The organism is Domibacillus aminovorans, from assembly GCF_001643235.1.
GTDB lineage: Bacteria > Bacillota > Bacilli > Bacillales > Domibacillaceae > Domibacillus > Domibacillus aminovorans.
The window spans coordinates 37920-52351 of the sequence record NZ_LQWY01000012.1; the positions used below are offsets into that span (position 1 = coordinate 37920).

11 protein-coding genes are annotated in these 14432 nt (G+C 42.8%); all 11 read right to left on the reverse strand.

What is annotated here, in order from left to right; all coding sequences use genetic code 11:
• Positions 1-142 precede the first annotated feature (142 nt).
• Complete coding sequence (locus AWH49_RS05325) at positions 143-2407, reverse strand: FtsK/SpoIIIE family DNA translocase (protein WP_157723669.1); 2265 nt, start codon at positions 2405-2407, stop codon at positions 143-145.
• 100 nt (positions 2408-2507) lie between these two features.
• The gene (locus AWH49_RS05330; protein ID WP_034285479.1) at positions 2508-4175 is read right to left on the reverse strand and encodes a ribonuclease J; all 1668 of its coding nucleotides are present in this window, start codon (positions 4173-4175) and stop codon (positions 2508-2510) included.
• Between the two features lie 145 nt (positions 4176-4320).
• Positions 4321-5187: a 4-hydroxy-tetrahydrodipicolinate synthase gene (dapA, locus tag AWH49_RS05335; protein WP_018392400.1), complete on the reverse strand. Its 867-nt coding sequence runs from the start codon at positions 5185-5187 to the stop codon at positions 4321-4323.
• A 36-nt stretch (positions 5188-5223) separates the two neighbouring features.
• On the reverse strand, positions 5224-6450 hold the full coding sequence (dapG, locus tag AWH49_RS05340) for an aspartate kinase (protein WP_063964903.1): 1227 nt from the start codon (positions 6448-6450) through the stop codon (positions 5224-5226).
• 257 nt (positions 6451-6707) lie between these two features.
• Positions 6708-7760 (reverse strand): aspartate-semialdehyde dehydrogenase, encoded by a 1053-nt coding sequence (gene asd, locus AWH49_RS05345; protein WP_063964904.1) that lies wholly within the window; start codon positions 7758-7760, stop codon positions 6708-6710.
• A 187-nt stretch (positions 7761-7947) separates the two neighbouring features.
• Positions 7948-8532 carry a dipicolinate synthase subunit B gene (locus tag AWH49_RS05350; protein WP_063964905.1) on the reverse strand — a complete coding sequence of 195 codons (585 nt, stop codon included), beginning with the start codon at positions 8530-8532 and terminating at the stop codon, positions 7948-7950.
• 3 nt (positions 8533-8535) lie between these two features.
• Positions 8536-9405, reverse strand: coding sequence for a dipicolinate synthase subunit DpsA (gene dpsA, locus AWH49_RS05355; protein ID WP_157723670.1), 870 nt, complete (start codon positions 9403-9405; stop codon positions 8536-8538).
• Between the two features lie 102 nt (positions 9406-9507).
• Positions 9508-10749, reverse strand: a complete 1242-nt coding sequence (locus AWH49_RS05360) for a M16 family metallopeptidase (RefSeq protein WP_018392395.1) — start codon at positions 10747-10749, stop codon at positions 9508-9510.
• Between the two features lie 135 nt (positions 10750-10884).
• Positions 10885-13005 (reverse strand): polyribonucleotide nucleotidyltransferase, encoded by a 2121-nt coding sequence (gene pnp / locus AWH49_RS05365; protein ID WP_034285483.1) that lies wholly within the window; start codon positions 13003-13005, stop codon positions 10885-10887.
• Between the two features lie 75 nt (positions 13006-13080).
• Positions 13081-13350: a 30S ribosomal protein S15 gene (rpsO, locus tag AWH49_RS05370; protein WP_018392393.1), complete on the reverse strand. Its 270-nt coding sequence runs from the start codon at positions 13348-13350 to the stop codon at positions 13081-13083.
• A gap of 112 nt (positions 13351-13462) precedes the next feature.
• On the reverse strand, positions 13463-14425 hold the full coding sequence (ribF, locus tag AWH49_RS05375) for a bifunctional riboflavin kinase/FAD synthetase (protein WP_018392392.1): 963 nt from the start codon (positions 14423-14425) through the stop codon (positions 13463-13465).
• Between the last annotated feature and the right edge of the window lie 7 nt (positions 14426-14432).

Sequence of the window (14432 nt, forward strand, 5' to 3'; positions counted from 1 at the left end):
TTCACCACCTTTTCTTTCAGACATCAGACCTCTGAAGTTTAACATTTACGTTAATTTACCCATAATATATCATTTCTTTCCCTAATTGAAAAGACAATATTCGTCATAAACCGCTTGCTTCTTATGAATGAGACTGTTCTTTTCAGACCATTTCATCAGAAGGTTTTGGAATAAGCACAGTGCGCGGCTTGCTTCCTTCATAAGGGCCTATAATACCGCGCATTTCCATTTCATCAATTAAACGTGCTGCCCGGCTATAACCGATCCGGAAACGGCGCTGCAGCATCGAAACAGACGCTGTCTGCATTTCAGATATGAGCTGTACCGCATCGTCGTATAACTCATCTTCTGATTGAGCCGTCGTTTCTGGGATGTCTTCTGGAATCATTTCCTCTTGATACTGCGCTTTTTGCTGGGAAATAACAAAGTCAACGATATCTTCTACTTCTTCATCTGATAAAAAAGCACCCTGCACGCGGACCGGTTTCACGGCACCTGTCGGATAAAAAAGCATATCGCCGCGGCCAAGCAGCTTCTCTGCCCCACCCATATCAAGAATCGTCCGTGAATCAATAGCTGATGATACCGAAAAAGCAATACGTGATGGAATGTTTGCTTTAATAATCCCCGTAATAACGTCTACAGATGGACGCTGCGTCGCAATAATAAGATGAATGCCGGCAGCACGTGCCATTTGCGCAAGCCGGATAATTGAATCCTCCACATCATTTGATGCTACCATCATTAAGTCTGCGAGCTCATCGACAATGACCACAATGTACGGCAAATGCGGCTGTTTTTCACCTGTTTCTATATTATGTTTTATCACATGTCCGTTGTAGCCTTCAATGTTACGCGTACCTGTATGAGAAAATAAATCGTAGCGCCGTTCCATCTCTCCGACTACTTTTTTCAATGCTTGAGACGCTTTTTTTGGGTCTGTTACAACAGGTGCCAATAGATGCGGTACACCATTATACACGTTTAATTCCACCATTTTAGGGTCAATCATCATCATTTTGACTTCATGTGGTTTTGCGCGCATTAAAATACTTGTAATAATGCCATTAATGCATACACTTTTTCCACTTCCAGTCGCGCCTGCTACGAGTAAATGCGGCATTTTATTCAATTCTGCTCCGATCGCTTCACCGGTAATATCACGACCGAGTGCCACGTGCAATTTCGAGTCGGGTTTTTCATTTTGTTTTGCCTCAATGACTTCCCGAAAACTAACCATGGCGACTTCCGCGTTCGGCACTTCAATGCCGATCGCGGATTTCCCTGGGATCGGCGCTTCCATCCTAATATCTTTTGCGGCAAGTGCCAGCGCCAAGTCGTCTGTTAAACTGACAATTTTGCTCACTTTCACACCCGTATCGGGATGCACTTCGTATTTTGTGACCGCCGGACCAAGATGCACCTGTGTTACTTTTGCTTTGACGCCAAAACTTTGAAATGTTTTCTCCAGCTTTTGCGCATTTTTTTGAATGCGTTTTTTTTCATTGCTCTGATCTACTTGCTGAGGCTGTTTCAAAATCGAAGCTGGGGGTAATTTATATTCTTTGTTTTCTTCTTCCGTAAATGATAAGACAGCTTCTTCCAGTTCTTTTTCCTGCACGGGCTTTTGAGGAGCAGCCAGCTCTTCATTGTACGCTTTTTCAACAAAGCTGGAAATAACCGGTTCCGGTTCGCTTACAACTGCATGGAAATCCGGTTCAGGCTGCCTTATTTCTTTTGACGCTTCCGATTCCATCTGGACACGGCTTTTCTCTTCCCTTCTTTCGTTCACTCGTTCATGCGATCCTTGCCATACCTGTTTCACTTTTTCACTAAATAATACAAAACTGTGCGATATTTTTTGGATAAGCGGTTTGCCACCGATCATCAAAACACCGGAAAGGAAAAGCAATACGGCAAAAACCCATGTCCCTGGACGGCCAAACAAAAAGTAAAACAAGGTAAACAGTGTGCCGCCGATCATACCACCGCCAATATCGACTGCTTCATTATACGTAATGCTTTCTTTATACAAAAGCCATGTTTCAGCTAAATAATTTGTTCCGTCTGTTGGAGTGTCAAACAAGCGTATATGCAAAAAAACGAGAACACTTGCGATGATCAACAAAACGCCAGTAATGCTTCGTTTCCACAAAGGAGGGCGCTGTCGTTTGATTATCATGTAAAGCGCCATTCCAGCAAGGCCTATTAATCCCATTATATATAGACTGCCAAAGAAAAAAGATGCGGCTTGTGTAACAATTTTGCCTGCTATTCCTGTGCCAACGATTCCAACCGTACAGATTGCGAGTATAATCGCACCCGCTCCTTGAAGCTTTAATGATTGCATTCTTTCTTTTTCTTTATTTGTCCGGCGTACCGGTTTTTTTCGTTTCTTTTGTGCCAATTCAATCACCCTTATTTTTGTTCTTTAAACAATCGAAAGCAGCCAAATATGGGCTGCTTTCCAATTATATCATATTTAATAAAAACAAACATACGAGCGGTTATACTTCCATGATAATCGGCAGAATCATTGGTCGACGCTTCGTTTTTTCATGTAAGAATGAATTCAATTGATCGCGAATATCCTGTTTAATACCGGACCATTCAAACGACTCACCGGCCAGATTTTTTTCAACAATATTCGTCACGAGCTTCACAGACTCATCAATTAATTTTTCTGATTCACGAACGTATACAAATCCGCGTGAAATGATTTCCGGACCCGCGACAATTTTTTTCTGCTTTTTACTGAGCGTAATCACAACAGTAAAAATCCCATCCTGCGAAAGTAATTTTCTATCACGAAGAACAATATTGCCGACGTCACCAACACCGATTCCGTCAATAAGAATATTACCGGCTGTTACTCTTCCAGCTGGACGCATCCGGCCTTCCTTAAATTCAATAACGTCACCCTTTTCAGGGATATAAATATTCTCACGTGGTACACCGGTCATTTCCGCCAATTTCGCATGTGATTTTAACATGCGATATTCACCTTGAATCGGTATGAAATATTTCGGCTGCATTAAGTTCAACATAAATTTCAAATCTTCCTGTGAACCATGTCCAGATACGTGAACACGACGGTTGCCTGTTAATACATTTGCGCCTGCACGGTACAGTAAGTTCACTGTTTTCGCTAAAAGAATTTCAAGACCGGCAGACGGTGTTGCAGTAATGATTACCATATCGCCTTCTTTAATTTTCACATGACGGTTTGTCCCTTTTGCCATTTTTTGCAGCGCTTCAATTGGTTCACCTTGTACGCCTGTCGCAAGAATAACAACTTGGTGATCCGGATATTTGCCAATTTCATTTAAATTAATTAAGATGTCGTCTTCCACCTGAAGATAGCCAAGACGAACCGCAATGTCATTCACTCGCTGAATACTTTTGCCGCTGACCGCCACTTTACGACCATGTTCATAAGCCGTATCAAATACTTGCTGCATGCGAATTAAGTTCGATGCAAATAATGAAACGATAATACGCCCGCTTGCCATATGAAACGCATCAGACAACTGAGCCGCAACCACTGCTTCTGACGTCGTATGCCCCGGACGTTCTGCTTCTGTTGAGTCAGACAGTAGCGCAAAGACACCATTTTTGCCAAGTGTCGCCATTTTGCCGATGTCCGGTGCGTAATGTCCTTTTGCACTCTGGTCAAATTTAAATTCACCTGTGTGAACAATCGCCCCTTCAGACGTATGAATTGCCACGCCGATTGAATCCGGAATGCTGTGCGTCGTGCGGAAAAATGTGACTTCCGCATGATCAAAACGAAGGCGTGATTCGGAATGTACCGTATAGAACTTTACATCTTCTTTTACATTTTCTTCACGGAGACGCATTTTTGCAAGCGCTAGTGTCAATTTCGTCCCATATACAGGCGCTTTCACTTTTTTCAATACGTATCCGAGTGATCCGAGTGAATCTTCATGTCCGTGCGTTAAAAAGATCGCTTTAACCCGATCTTTATTTTCTTCTAAATACGTAATGTCAGGAATAACGATATCAATCCCAAGCATTTCATTTTCTGGAAACATGAGTCCTGAATCAATCACAAAAATATCACGATCCACTTCCACAACCGTCATGTTTTTACCGATTTCTCCAACTCCTCCGAGTGGAATGACTTTAATTAATTCATTTGTTTTCTTGCTCACTATTATTTCCTCCTAAACATTTAACAAACCCGATCTACACGTTACGTCTATTATAATCGATGAAGAAAAGTAAAGCCAATACAATCTATATGCAAAAGGAAAAGCCGGTTTTTGCAGAATGATTCTGCAAAAACCGGCCCACCTTTTAAAGCAATGTCGATAATGCTGTCCGTTCTTCTTCTGTTAGTGGAATGAGCGGCAGGCGAACGCCGCCGACATCCAGCCCTTTTAACTGTAATGCCGTCTTAACCGGCACCGGATTTGGTGCGGCAAACAATCCACGGAAAAGTGGAAGAAGCGCCTGATGTATTTTAGCAGCTGTTTGGATGTCCCCTGCATAAAACGCATTGATCATTTTCTTCATTTCATTCCCCGCTACGTGTGACGCCACTGAGACGATGCCTGTGCCTCCAACGGACAAAACAGGAAGTGTCAAGCCATCATCACCGCTGTAGACTAGAAAATCATCTGCTGTATTCGCAATAATTTCCGTAATAATATCGATGCTGCCGCTTGCTTCTTTTGTTGCCACAATATTTGGTACTTCATTAGCAAGACGGATTGTTGTTCTCGGTTCGATTAAAATCGATGAGCGACCTGGAATATTATAGATCATAACCGGGAGATTTGTCGATTCAGCAATGGTTTTGAAATGCTGGAAAAGTCCTTCTTGATTCGGTTTATTGTAATATGGCGCAACGAGCATAATGGCATCGACGCCTTCTGCTTCCGCTTTTTTTGTTAATTCAATGGATGCCCTCGTGTTGTTGCTGCCTGTACCGGCAATAACTGGAATGCGTCCGGCCACTACTTTTACCGCATGGCGGAAAAGTGCAATTTTTTCTTCTGCTGTAAGCGTCGGTGATTCACCAGTCGTTCCTGCTACAACGAGCGAGTCCGTTCCATTTTGAATTAAATATTCAATCAGTTGGGTTGTTTTATTGAAATCAATGTTTCCTTTTGAATCAAACGGCGTAACGATCGCCGTTGACAACCGGCCGAAAGTAATCATACGCATTCGCCTCCTGTATTCCCGGGCCTCCTAATATTATTCAGCCTGTTGATTTGTTGATTTGTTGTTTTGAAGTAAGAATGTATCATGCAGTGCGTTAACAGCAGCCGGCATCTGGTCTTCTTTTACAAGTACCCAGATCGTCGTGTAGCTGTCAGCTGATTGCATAATGTTAATGTCTTTTTCTGATAGAGCTGTGACGATTTTAGAGGTTACACCTGGTACACCTGTCATTCCTGCGCCGACGACAGATACTTTCGCACAATCCGGCTCCATAATCGGTTCATACCCATTATCGATAAGCTTTTGCTGTGCACGATTGGCATTTTCATCTGTCACGGTATATGTGACACGGTCTTCTGATATGTTAATAAAATCAACGCTTATACCTTCAGCCGCCATCAGTTGAAAAATACGGGACTGATCCGTTGTCTGAACTCTAATACGGGTAATGTCTGTTACATGAGCAATGCCCGTTACAGGACGATCGTGCATATCAAAGCCGTGATGTTCATCCGATGCGGAAGTAACGAGTGTACCCGTTTCTTCTGAATAGGTCGATCGGATACGAAGCGGCACTTTCGCCTGCATCGCAATCTCCACTGCACGCGGGTGAATGACTTTTGCTCCTTGATACGCCATGTTACATACTTCTGTATAGGTCACGATAGAAAGCGGCCGTGCATGCTGCACAATACGCGGGTCTGCTGTCATAATACCGTTCACGTCTGTAAAGATATCGATGAATTCAGCTTGGACTGCAGCGCCTAAAGCAGCTGCAGACGTGTCACTGCCTCCCCGACCCAGCGTCGTCACTTCACCAAATTTTGAAGTGCCTTGAAAACCGGCCACGACGATTACATCGTTCGTTTCCAGTTCTTTTAACAGGCGTGCGCAGTTCATTTCAATAATTTTTGCATTCATGTGGTCATGATCCGTGACAATTCCGGCCTGCCCGCCTGTCAACGCCGTTGATTGAAGTCCATTTTCCTTCAACATGTTCGAGAAAACGAGACTAGAGATCAGTTCCCCAGTGGATAAAAGAAGATCGGTTTCTCTTCTGGTCAGCATACTTTCCCCGCCGCCTGTAAGCGCTAATAACGTATCCGTTGAATACGGATCGCCTTTTCGGCCCATAGCCGACACAACGACAACGACTTTATATCCTTCGCGAACGGCACGCTGTACGTGATTGAGGGCACTGAGTCTTGACTGTTCATCACGAACAGACGTACCGCCAAATTTCTGAATGATGATTTTCATATTGAACACCTGGCCTTTTCATGAAGAATGGCGGCCGTTTATCCCGCATTAACGGACAGTAAACCCGTCTCTCTTTCAGTCATCGAAAAGAAAAAGCGATGAAAGAGGTTAGGTTAACTGTCCGTAAACGCCCGATTGGTTCCGTGCCTGTAGAAGCCCGGTCACTCAGGTATTGCCGCAGGACGCGGCGCTTTTTATCTGAGTTTTTCTTTTTATTCAGAAGGTCTCAGGTGGTCCCCACTGAATGAAGTTTCGCTTTATTTTTCTGTGACAATCTCCATGTCAATCAATGTTTCAGCGATCTGCACAGAATTCCATGCTGCTCCTTTTAACAAGTTATCAGAAACAACCCACATATGGAAACCGTTATCTGTATGAAGATCTTTACGGATACGTCCAACAAATACGTCATTTTTGCCAACACAGTCTGCCGGCATTGGATATACTTGTTCGGCCGGATTATCTTGAAGGACAATTCCCGGCGCATCTTTCAACAAATTTTGTATATCTGCTGCTGTAAGTGCACCTTTTTCCGTTTCAAAATAAAGAGATTCTGAATGGCCTATTGCGATTGGCAAACGAACACAAGTCGCAGCAACAGGCAGACTATCTAGGTGCATAATTTTTTTCGTTTCGTTAATCATTTTCATTTCTTCAAATGTAAAGCCATTGTCTTCAAATTTATCAATTTGCGGAATGGCATTGAATGCGATTTGATAATGTTTTTTATCGCTACCTACCGGTAAAATTTTCGGTTCAAATGATTCGTTGTTAACAATCGCTTTCGTCTGGCTGTAAAGTTCTTCTACCGCCTGTGCACCCGCGCCGGATACTGCCTGATACGTTGACACGATAACTTTTTTCAATCCGTATGCTGCACGGATTGGCTCAAGCGCCACAAGCATTTGAATCGTCGAGCAGTTTGGATTGGCAATGATTCCTTTATGATCGCGCAAATCTTCTTTATTTACTTCTGGTACAACAAGTGGAACTTCCGGATCCATGCGGAATGCGCTTGTGTTATCAATGACCACAGCGCCGCGTTTTGCTGCTTCAGGAGCGAGCTCTTTTGACACACTGCCGCCTGCTGAAAACAACGCGATATCGATTCCGTCAAAGCTTTCCGGTTTCGCTTCCTGTACTGTTACGTCTTCGCCTCTAAAAGAAACGGTTTTTCCCGCTGAACGGGCGGATGAAAGCAGCGTTAATGACTTCATTGGAAAATTGCGCTCTTCCAGTGTTTTTAGCATTTGTTGTCCGACCGCTCCCGTCGCACCGACGACGGCTACGTGAAAACCTTTGTTACTCATGTAAATCTTCCCCTTCCAGAATAAGTAATTCATTTTTCGTATAAAATACGTTGTCGAATAATAGCAAATAGTGAAAAAGTATTTCGATACTTTTAATAGCATTATTTTAACACAATAAAGGATGAATAAAAGAAGAAAATCATTTGTTCGCAAAAAAGACCGTTTTTTTGGGGGATTTACGTGTATTTTATCTAAGCAGTGGCTGAATTTGACGGTTATTGATGGCAGCGACAACTGTTTCTGGAACGAGGTCCATTTTAGCAACGAGCGAGTTTGGTTTTTTTACTGGATCATCCTGTCCAAACGGAACGAAATAAATGTTTTTCGTAGTTAACAACTTAGCAATATTATGGCTATTCAAGCCAAGTCCATCGTTTGTTGAAACTGCTACAACGACCGGTCCACCGTTTCGTAGTGTCGCTTTTGCAGCCATTAGGACCGGTGAATCCGTATTCGCATTAGCAAACCGGCTAATGGAACTGCCTGTCATCGGTGCAATAACCATGCAGTCAAGCGGTTCCTTCGGCCCGAGTGGTTCTGCATCTTGAATCGTTACGATCGCTTTTCGACCCGCTTCTTCCTCTATCTTTTGCAGCCATTCACCCGCTGAACCGAAACGACTCGCTTCCTTTTGAACAGTAGCCGTCGCTACGGGAACAACATGTGCTCCAAGCTCGACTAATTTTTTCACAACCGGCACTACCTCTTCAAATGTGCAGTGAGACCCTGTCAATCCAAAGCCTATTCGACGTCCTGCTAAAGGCGATTCCACTGTTTACAGTCCCCTTTCCATTTTCCATTCACGGGCAGCATTGACAATGACCTGCCCAAGTATTTTACCTGCTGTTTCCGGCGCCGCTTTCCCCGGCAGACCGAGCGCATGAATGGCTTGAATACCAGCTGCCTCTGCTGCTTTGAAATCCGTTCCACCTGGCATTGAAGCGAGATCGATAATGATCGCTGTCTTTTTCATCTGCCGAATCACTTCATCCGTCAATAAAAGGGCCGGTACTGTATTAATTATGATATCTGCCAGACCCGCCTGTGTGTGAAGTTCCTCCATATAAAATGGATCAAGCCCCATTTCTGATGCACGGGCAAATCTACCTGTTTCTCTCACAGCTGTTGATACAGTTGCACCGACCTGATGAAAGAGACGTGCTGTCGTCATCCCAACGCGTCCGAACCCTACTACCACAACCTTTGATTGGTGAATGGTAATTGGTGTTTGCTGCATAGCAATCATAAGCGTTCCTTCAGCGGTTGGAATGGAATTATGAATCGCTGCATCTTCACGTTCAAATAAAAAAGTGACTTCACGTTGTATCATTTGTTTGAGCGCAGCTGTTTTTATGCCGCTCATGACTGCACACGATTCTGGTATTTTGTCTGCAATTTCTTTTGTAAAAAAAAGCGGTTCGTTTGCAAACGAAGCATCAACTTCTCCATTTTCCTTCACACCGGATACAGGCAAAACGAATAAATCGATGGACAAACTATTCAAATCATCCGTTTTTATTTTTTTAACATTTTCAATTATCTCTATTTGTTCAAACCCAATCATCCACACGTCATATCCGTGCTGAACAAGAATGCGGCTTATTTCCAATTGCCTTGCATCGCCACCAAACAAAACGGCGTTCATCTTCATCTCCTCCATCTTTGACGTATTCTTTTTATTGTATGAACTGTTTATTTTGCTGTGCCATTTTACTACGTATAAAAAAAGAACCCGCAAAAAGCGGATTCAATTGACAGCTGTTTTCGGCCATTTGCCGTCCGGGCTGATTAATGATGCAGAAAATGGTTTATCAAATAATTGTTTCGCGAGTTCATCAACACGTTCTTTTGTCACGCCATCAATGAGTGAGACAATCTCATCCAATGAGCGGTGATGTTTTAAAAGAAGTTCATTTTTCCCATTGCGGCTCATCCGGCTATTTGTGCTTTCCAAACTTAACATTAAACTGCCTTTGAGCTGTTCTTTACTGTTGTACAATTCTTTTTCCGTCAATCCTTCCGTTTTCACAAGATGAATCGAATTTTGAATCGTCTCATATAATTCATCGAGCTGCTCGGCACCGGTTCCACCGTAAAAAGTAATTAGACCCGTATCTTTGTAAGATGAATGGTACGAATAAACAGAATACGCAAGACCCCGCTCTTCCCGTACCTCTTGGAACAAACGGCTCGACATGCTGCCGCCGATAATATTGTTCATAACAATTAAATTGTAAATATTTTCATCTCCGATTGGAATACCCTCATAGCCGAGACATAAATGCGCCTGCTCTGTTTCTTTTGAACGCGCTTTTTTCTCGTAATAAAAATGAGAGACTGCTTCCAATTCAGCTGCCTTGCCCCCTGTATACGAACCAAAGAGTGCCTCTGCTTTACGGACGATATCTTCATCAATATTACCAGCGATAGAAATAACAACCCGGTCTGGTGTATACATGTTATATATATATTCTTTCAATGTATCACGTGTAAAAGAAGATAGTGTTTCTTCTGTACCTAAAATTGGCAGACCGAGCGGATGATTACCGTATGCGGCGCTGCTCAATAAATCATGGACGATATCGTCCGGTGCGTCTTCATACATTTTAATTTCTTCGTATATTACATTTTTCTCTTTTTCCATTTCCTCTTCCGCAAATGTTGAATTAAAAAACATATCGGCCAGCACATCTAATGCATGGTCCGCATGATTATCAAGTACTTTCGCGTAATAACATGTGTATTCTTTTGATGTAAAGGCATTTACTTGTCCGCCAATACTGTCAAAACTTTCAGCAATTTCTTTTGCACTTAAGTTTTTCGTTCCTTTAAAAAACATATGTTCAATAAAATGGGATACACCATTTAGCTGAGGAGACTCATCTCGCGAGCCAGTCGCAATCCAGATTCCAATTGCTGCTGAGCGGACAGTTGAAATTTCCTCTGTTACTATGGTCACACCATTGTTACATGTAAATCGTTTTATCAACGTAATCTATTCCTCCTAGTATCTGTTTCATCTAGATGTCTATTTCGTTATATCAATAAACAACATTAACATAGGTCATTCATTTATTCCAGAAAAAAAGCGCCGCTCTTCAAAAGAGATCGACGCTTTTTATGATTATGATTGTTTTGACGCTTCTTCTTTTTCTCTTTGCTCTTTCAAAACAGCTTTACGCGATACATTTACACGGCCTTGATTATCAACACCGATGACTTTTACAAGGAATTGATCGCCCATTTTAACGACATCCTCTACTTTGCCAACCCGCTCTTCTGCCAGTTCAGAAATGTGGACAAGTCCATCTTTTCCTTTAAACAATTCAACAAATGTACCAAATTTTTCAATTCGTTTTACTTTCCCCATATAAAGTTCGCCTACTTGGACTTCACGAACAATATCTTCAATGATTTTTTTCGCGCGCTCATTATCTTCTTGATTAATCGATGAAATAAAGACTGTTCCATCTTGTTCAATATCGATTTTGACGCCCGTTTCTTCAATGATTTTATTGATTTGCTTACCGCTCGGCCCAATAACATCACGGATTTTATCCGGATTAATTGTCATAGTCATGATTTTCGGTGCATACGCGGACAATTCAGCACGCGGCGTGTCGATTATAGACAACATATGCTCTAAAATGTGCATTCTGCCTTCTTTCGCCTGCTGCAATGCTTCTTCTAAAATTTGACGACTTAAGCCATCAATTTTAATGTCCATTTGAAGGGCTGTTATACCTTTTGCTGTACCCGCTACTTTAAAGTCCATGTCGCCAAGGTGGTCTTCCATGCCTTGAATATCAGAGAGGACTGTGTAATGTTCACCTGACTTAACAAGACCCATTGCAATACCGGCAACCGGTGCTTTAATTGGTACACCTGCATCCATCATAGCCATTGTACTCGCACAAATGCTCGCCTGTGAAGAAGAACCATTTGATTCAAGCACTTCTGACACGACACGGATCGTATAAGGGAAGTCTTTTTCGTCTGGAATAATCGGAAATAGCGCACGTTCTCCAAGTGCACCGTGACCGATTTCACGGCGTCCAGGCGCACGAAGCGGACGCGTTTCCCCGACGCTGAATGAAGGGAAATTGTAATGGTGCATAAATCGTTTTGACTCTTCTACGCCAAGTCCGTCCAATATTTGAACATCACCGAGCGCACCGAGAGTTGCAATGCTGAGCACTTGCGTTTGGCCGCGTGTAAACATGGCAGAACCGTGTGTCCTTGGAAGCAATGCTGTTTCCGATGCAAGCGGACGGATTTCATTGATTTTACGGCCATCTGGACGGATTTTTTCAACAGTAATTAAACGGCGTACTTCTTCTTTCACGATTTTATCCAAAATTTCAGACGCTTCTCGGACTGACTCTTCTTCGCCTTCCTCTTCAAGAGTTGCTTTCACAGCGTCTTTCACTTTTTTAATCTCTTCGTCACGCGCATGTTTTTCAACCGTTTGTATGGCTTGAATCATGTCTCTCTCACACATTGTGCGGATTTTCGCTTCAAGTTCTTGATCATTTTCATAGAGAGCAACTTCGTGTTTTTCCTTACCGCATTTCGCAACAATTTCTTCTTGAAAAGCGATGAGACGTTTTATTTCTTCGTGGCCAAACATGATTGCTTCAAGCATCACTTCTTCAGGCACTTCATCTGCTCCTGCTTCAACCATGTTGATCGCTTCTTTCGTACCGGCAACCGTTAAATCGATATCACTCTCTTCTGCTTGTTCAACCGATGGATTAATGATAAATTCACCATTAATGCGTCCAACCTGTACCCCCGCAATCGGACCTTCAAACGGAATATCTGACACAGATAGCGCAAGAGAGGATGCAAACATTGCCGCTATTTCAGAAGAACAATTTTGATCCACACTCATAACTATACTAATGACTTGAATTTCATTGCGGAAACCATCAGGGAAAAGCGGACGGATTGGACGATCAATAAGACGGCTCGCAAGGGTCGCTTTTTCACTCGGGCGGCCTTCACGTTTAATAAATCCGCCTGGTATTTTACCGGCAGCGTAAAGACGTTCTTCATAGTTCACGGTCAACGGAAAGAAATCTACTGCTTTCGGTTCTTTTGAGGCTGTTGCAGAGCTCAATACAACGGTATCACCATAGCGTATTAGCGCTGAACCATTGGCCTGCTTAGCGATTTGTCCTACTTCGACAGTTAGCTCACGCCCTGCCCATTCGATGGAAAATGTTTGTTTTCCTTGCTCCATATAGTTGCACCTCTTTTATTTTAACATCATATTTTTTCCCTAACAAAAAAGCGGGAAGAATCCCGCTTTTGTGAATTATCGGCGCAAGCCGAGTTTTTGGATCAACTCGCGGTAGCGTGCAACATCCTTGTTACGAAGGTATGAAAGCAAGTTACGGCGACGGCCGACCATTTTTAAAAGACCGCGACGTGAATGGTGGTCTTTTTTATGTGTGCGTAAATGATCATTCAATGTGTTGATTTGTTCAGTCAATACAGCAATTTGCACTTCTGGAGATCCCGTATCAGACTCGTGCGTTCTATACTCCTGAATTAGTTCGTTTTTGCGTTCTTGTGATAATGCCATTATTTTGTTTCCTCCTTTAAATTTGTTTCATCCCCGTCAGCCTAGCATACGTTGGAGACTCGCCATGCCAAGCAGCGGTTCAAAATGTTAAGCACTGTATATTATACGAAACTTAAGGGTGTTCGTCAAGTCGCTTACGGTCAAAAAAACGAATGGCTGCCTGTTTGTCTTTTTCAATTTGCGCAGACAACTCGTCCATGCCGTTGAACTTTTGTTCACCACGTAAGCGAATGTACCAGTCCACGTCGACTTCTTCTCCGTAAATGTCTCCATTGTAGTGGAACATATGCACTTCAATCGATAAAACAGGCTTGTCCGGACTTTTAAATGTTGGCCGAAATCCTACATTGCATACTCCTTCACGCCATTCATTTTGCACATTCATTTTCACTGCATATACACCTGTAAGCGGTAAAAAGTAAGAGTCGTCCGGTTCAATATTTGCGGTTGGAAAGCCCATTTTACGTCCGCGTTTATCGCCATGAATAACCATTCCTCGCATACGGTATGGCCGTCCTAGTAAATCCGACGCATCACGTACGAGTCCGCTTGACAAAAGTTCACGCACTTTTGTAGAACTTATTTTTTCTTGTTCAAAATCAAGTTTTTTCACTCCTGTATATGTGAACTGGCCACGTGAATGAAATTGCATCGTTTCCATCGTTCCTTTGGCAAGACGGCCATACGTGTAATCAAAACCGGCGACGACATGCTGCACATTTAATCCGATGATGAACTCATCCACAAATTGCTGTGGTTCGAGCGCAGCAAAGTCAGATGTAAACCGGACGATGAATAAATAATCGACACCGAGTTCTTCAATAAGCCGTTTCTTTTCTGCTAACGGCGTAATATGACGAATGTGCGTATGTTTGCGGCTGAGTACGAGAGACGGATGAGGATCAAACGTCAGGACTGCACTTTTCCATTCATTCTCGCTGGCAATTTGTTTTGCTGTAGTAATGACTTGTTGATGACCTTTATGTACACCGTCAAAAAAACCGAGTGCGAGCGCCATTGGCTCATACTCGTCTTTCTTTTTTTCATGTGGATGATGAAGCATAATAACTTCCATACGTTGA

Coding starts and splice junctions, on each gene's coding strand:
- asd (WP_063964904.1), bottom strand. CDS start 7,760: ATGAGTAACAAAGGTTTTCACGTAGCCGTCGTCGGTGCGACGGGAGCG.
- rpsO (WP_018392393.1), bottom strand. CDS start 13,350: ATGGCATTATCACAAGAACGCAAAAACGAACTAATTCAGGAGTATAGA.
- dpsA (WP_157723670.1), bottom strand. CDS start 9,405: ATGAACGCCGTTTTGTTTGGTGGCGATGCAAGGCAATTGGAAATAAGC.
- ribF (WP_018392392.1), bottom strand. CDS start 14,425: ATGGAAGTTATTATGCTTCATCATCCACATGAAAAAAAGAAAGACGAG.
- dapG (WP_063964903.1), bottom strand. CDS start 6,450: ATGAAAATCATCATTCAGAAATTTGGCGGTACGTCTGTTCGTGATGAA.
- pnp (WP_034285483.1), bottom strand. CDS start 13,005: ATGGAGCAAGGAAAACAAACATTTTCCATCGAATGGGCAGGGCGTGAG.
- dapA (WP_018392400.1), bottom strand. CDS start 5,187: ATGATTACTTTCGGCCGGTTGTCAACGGCGATCGTTACGCCGTTTGAT.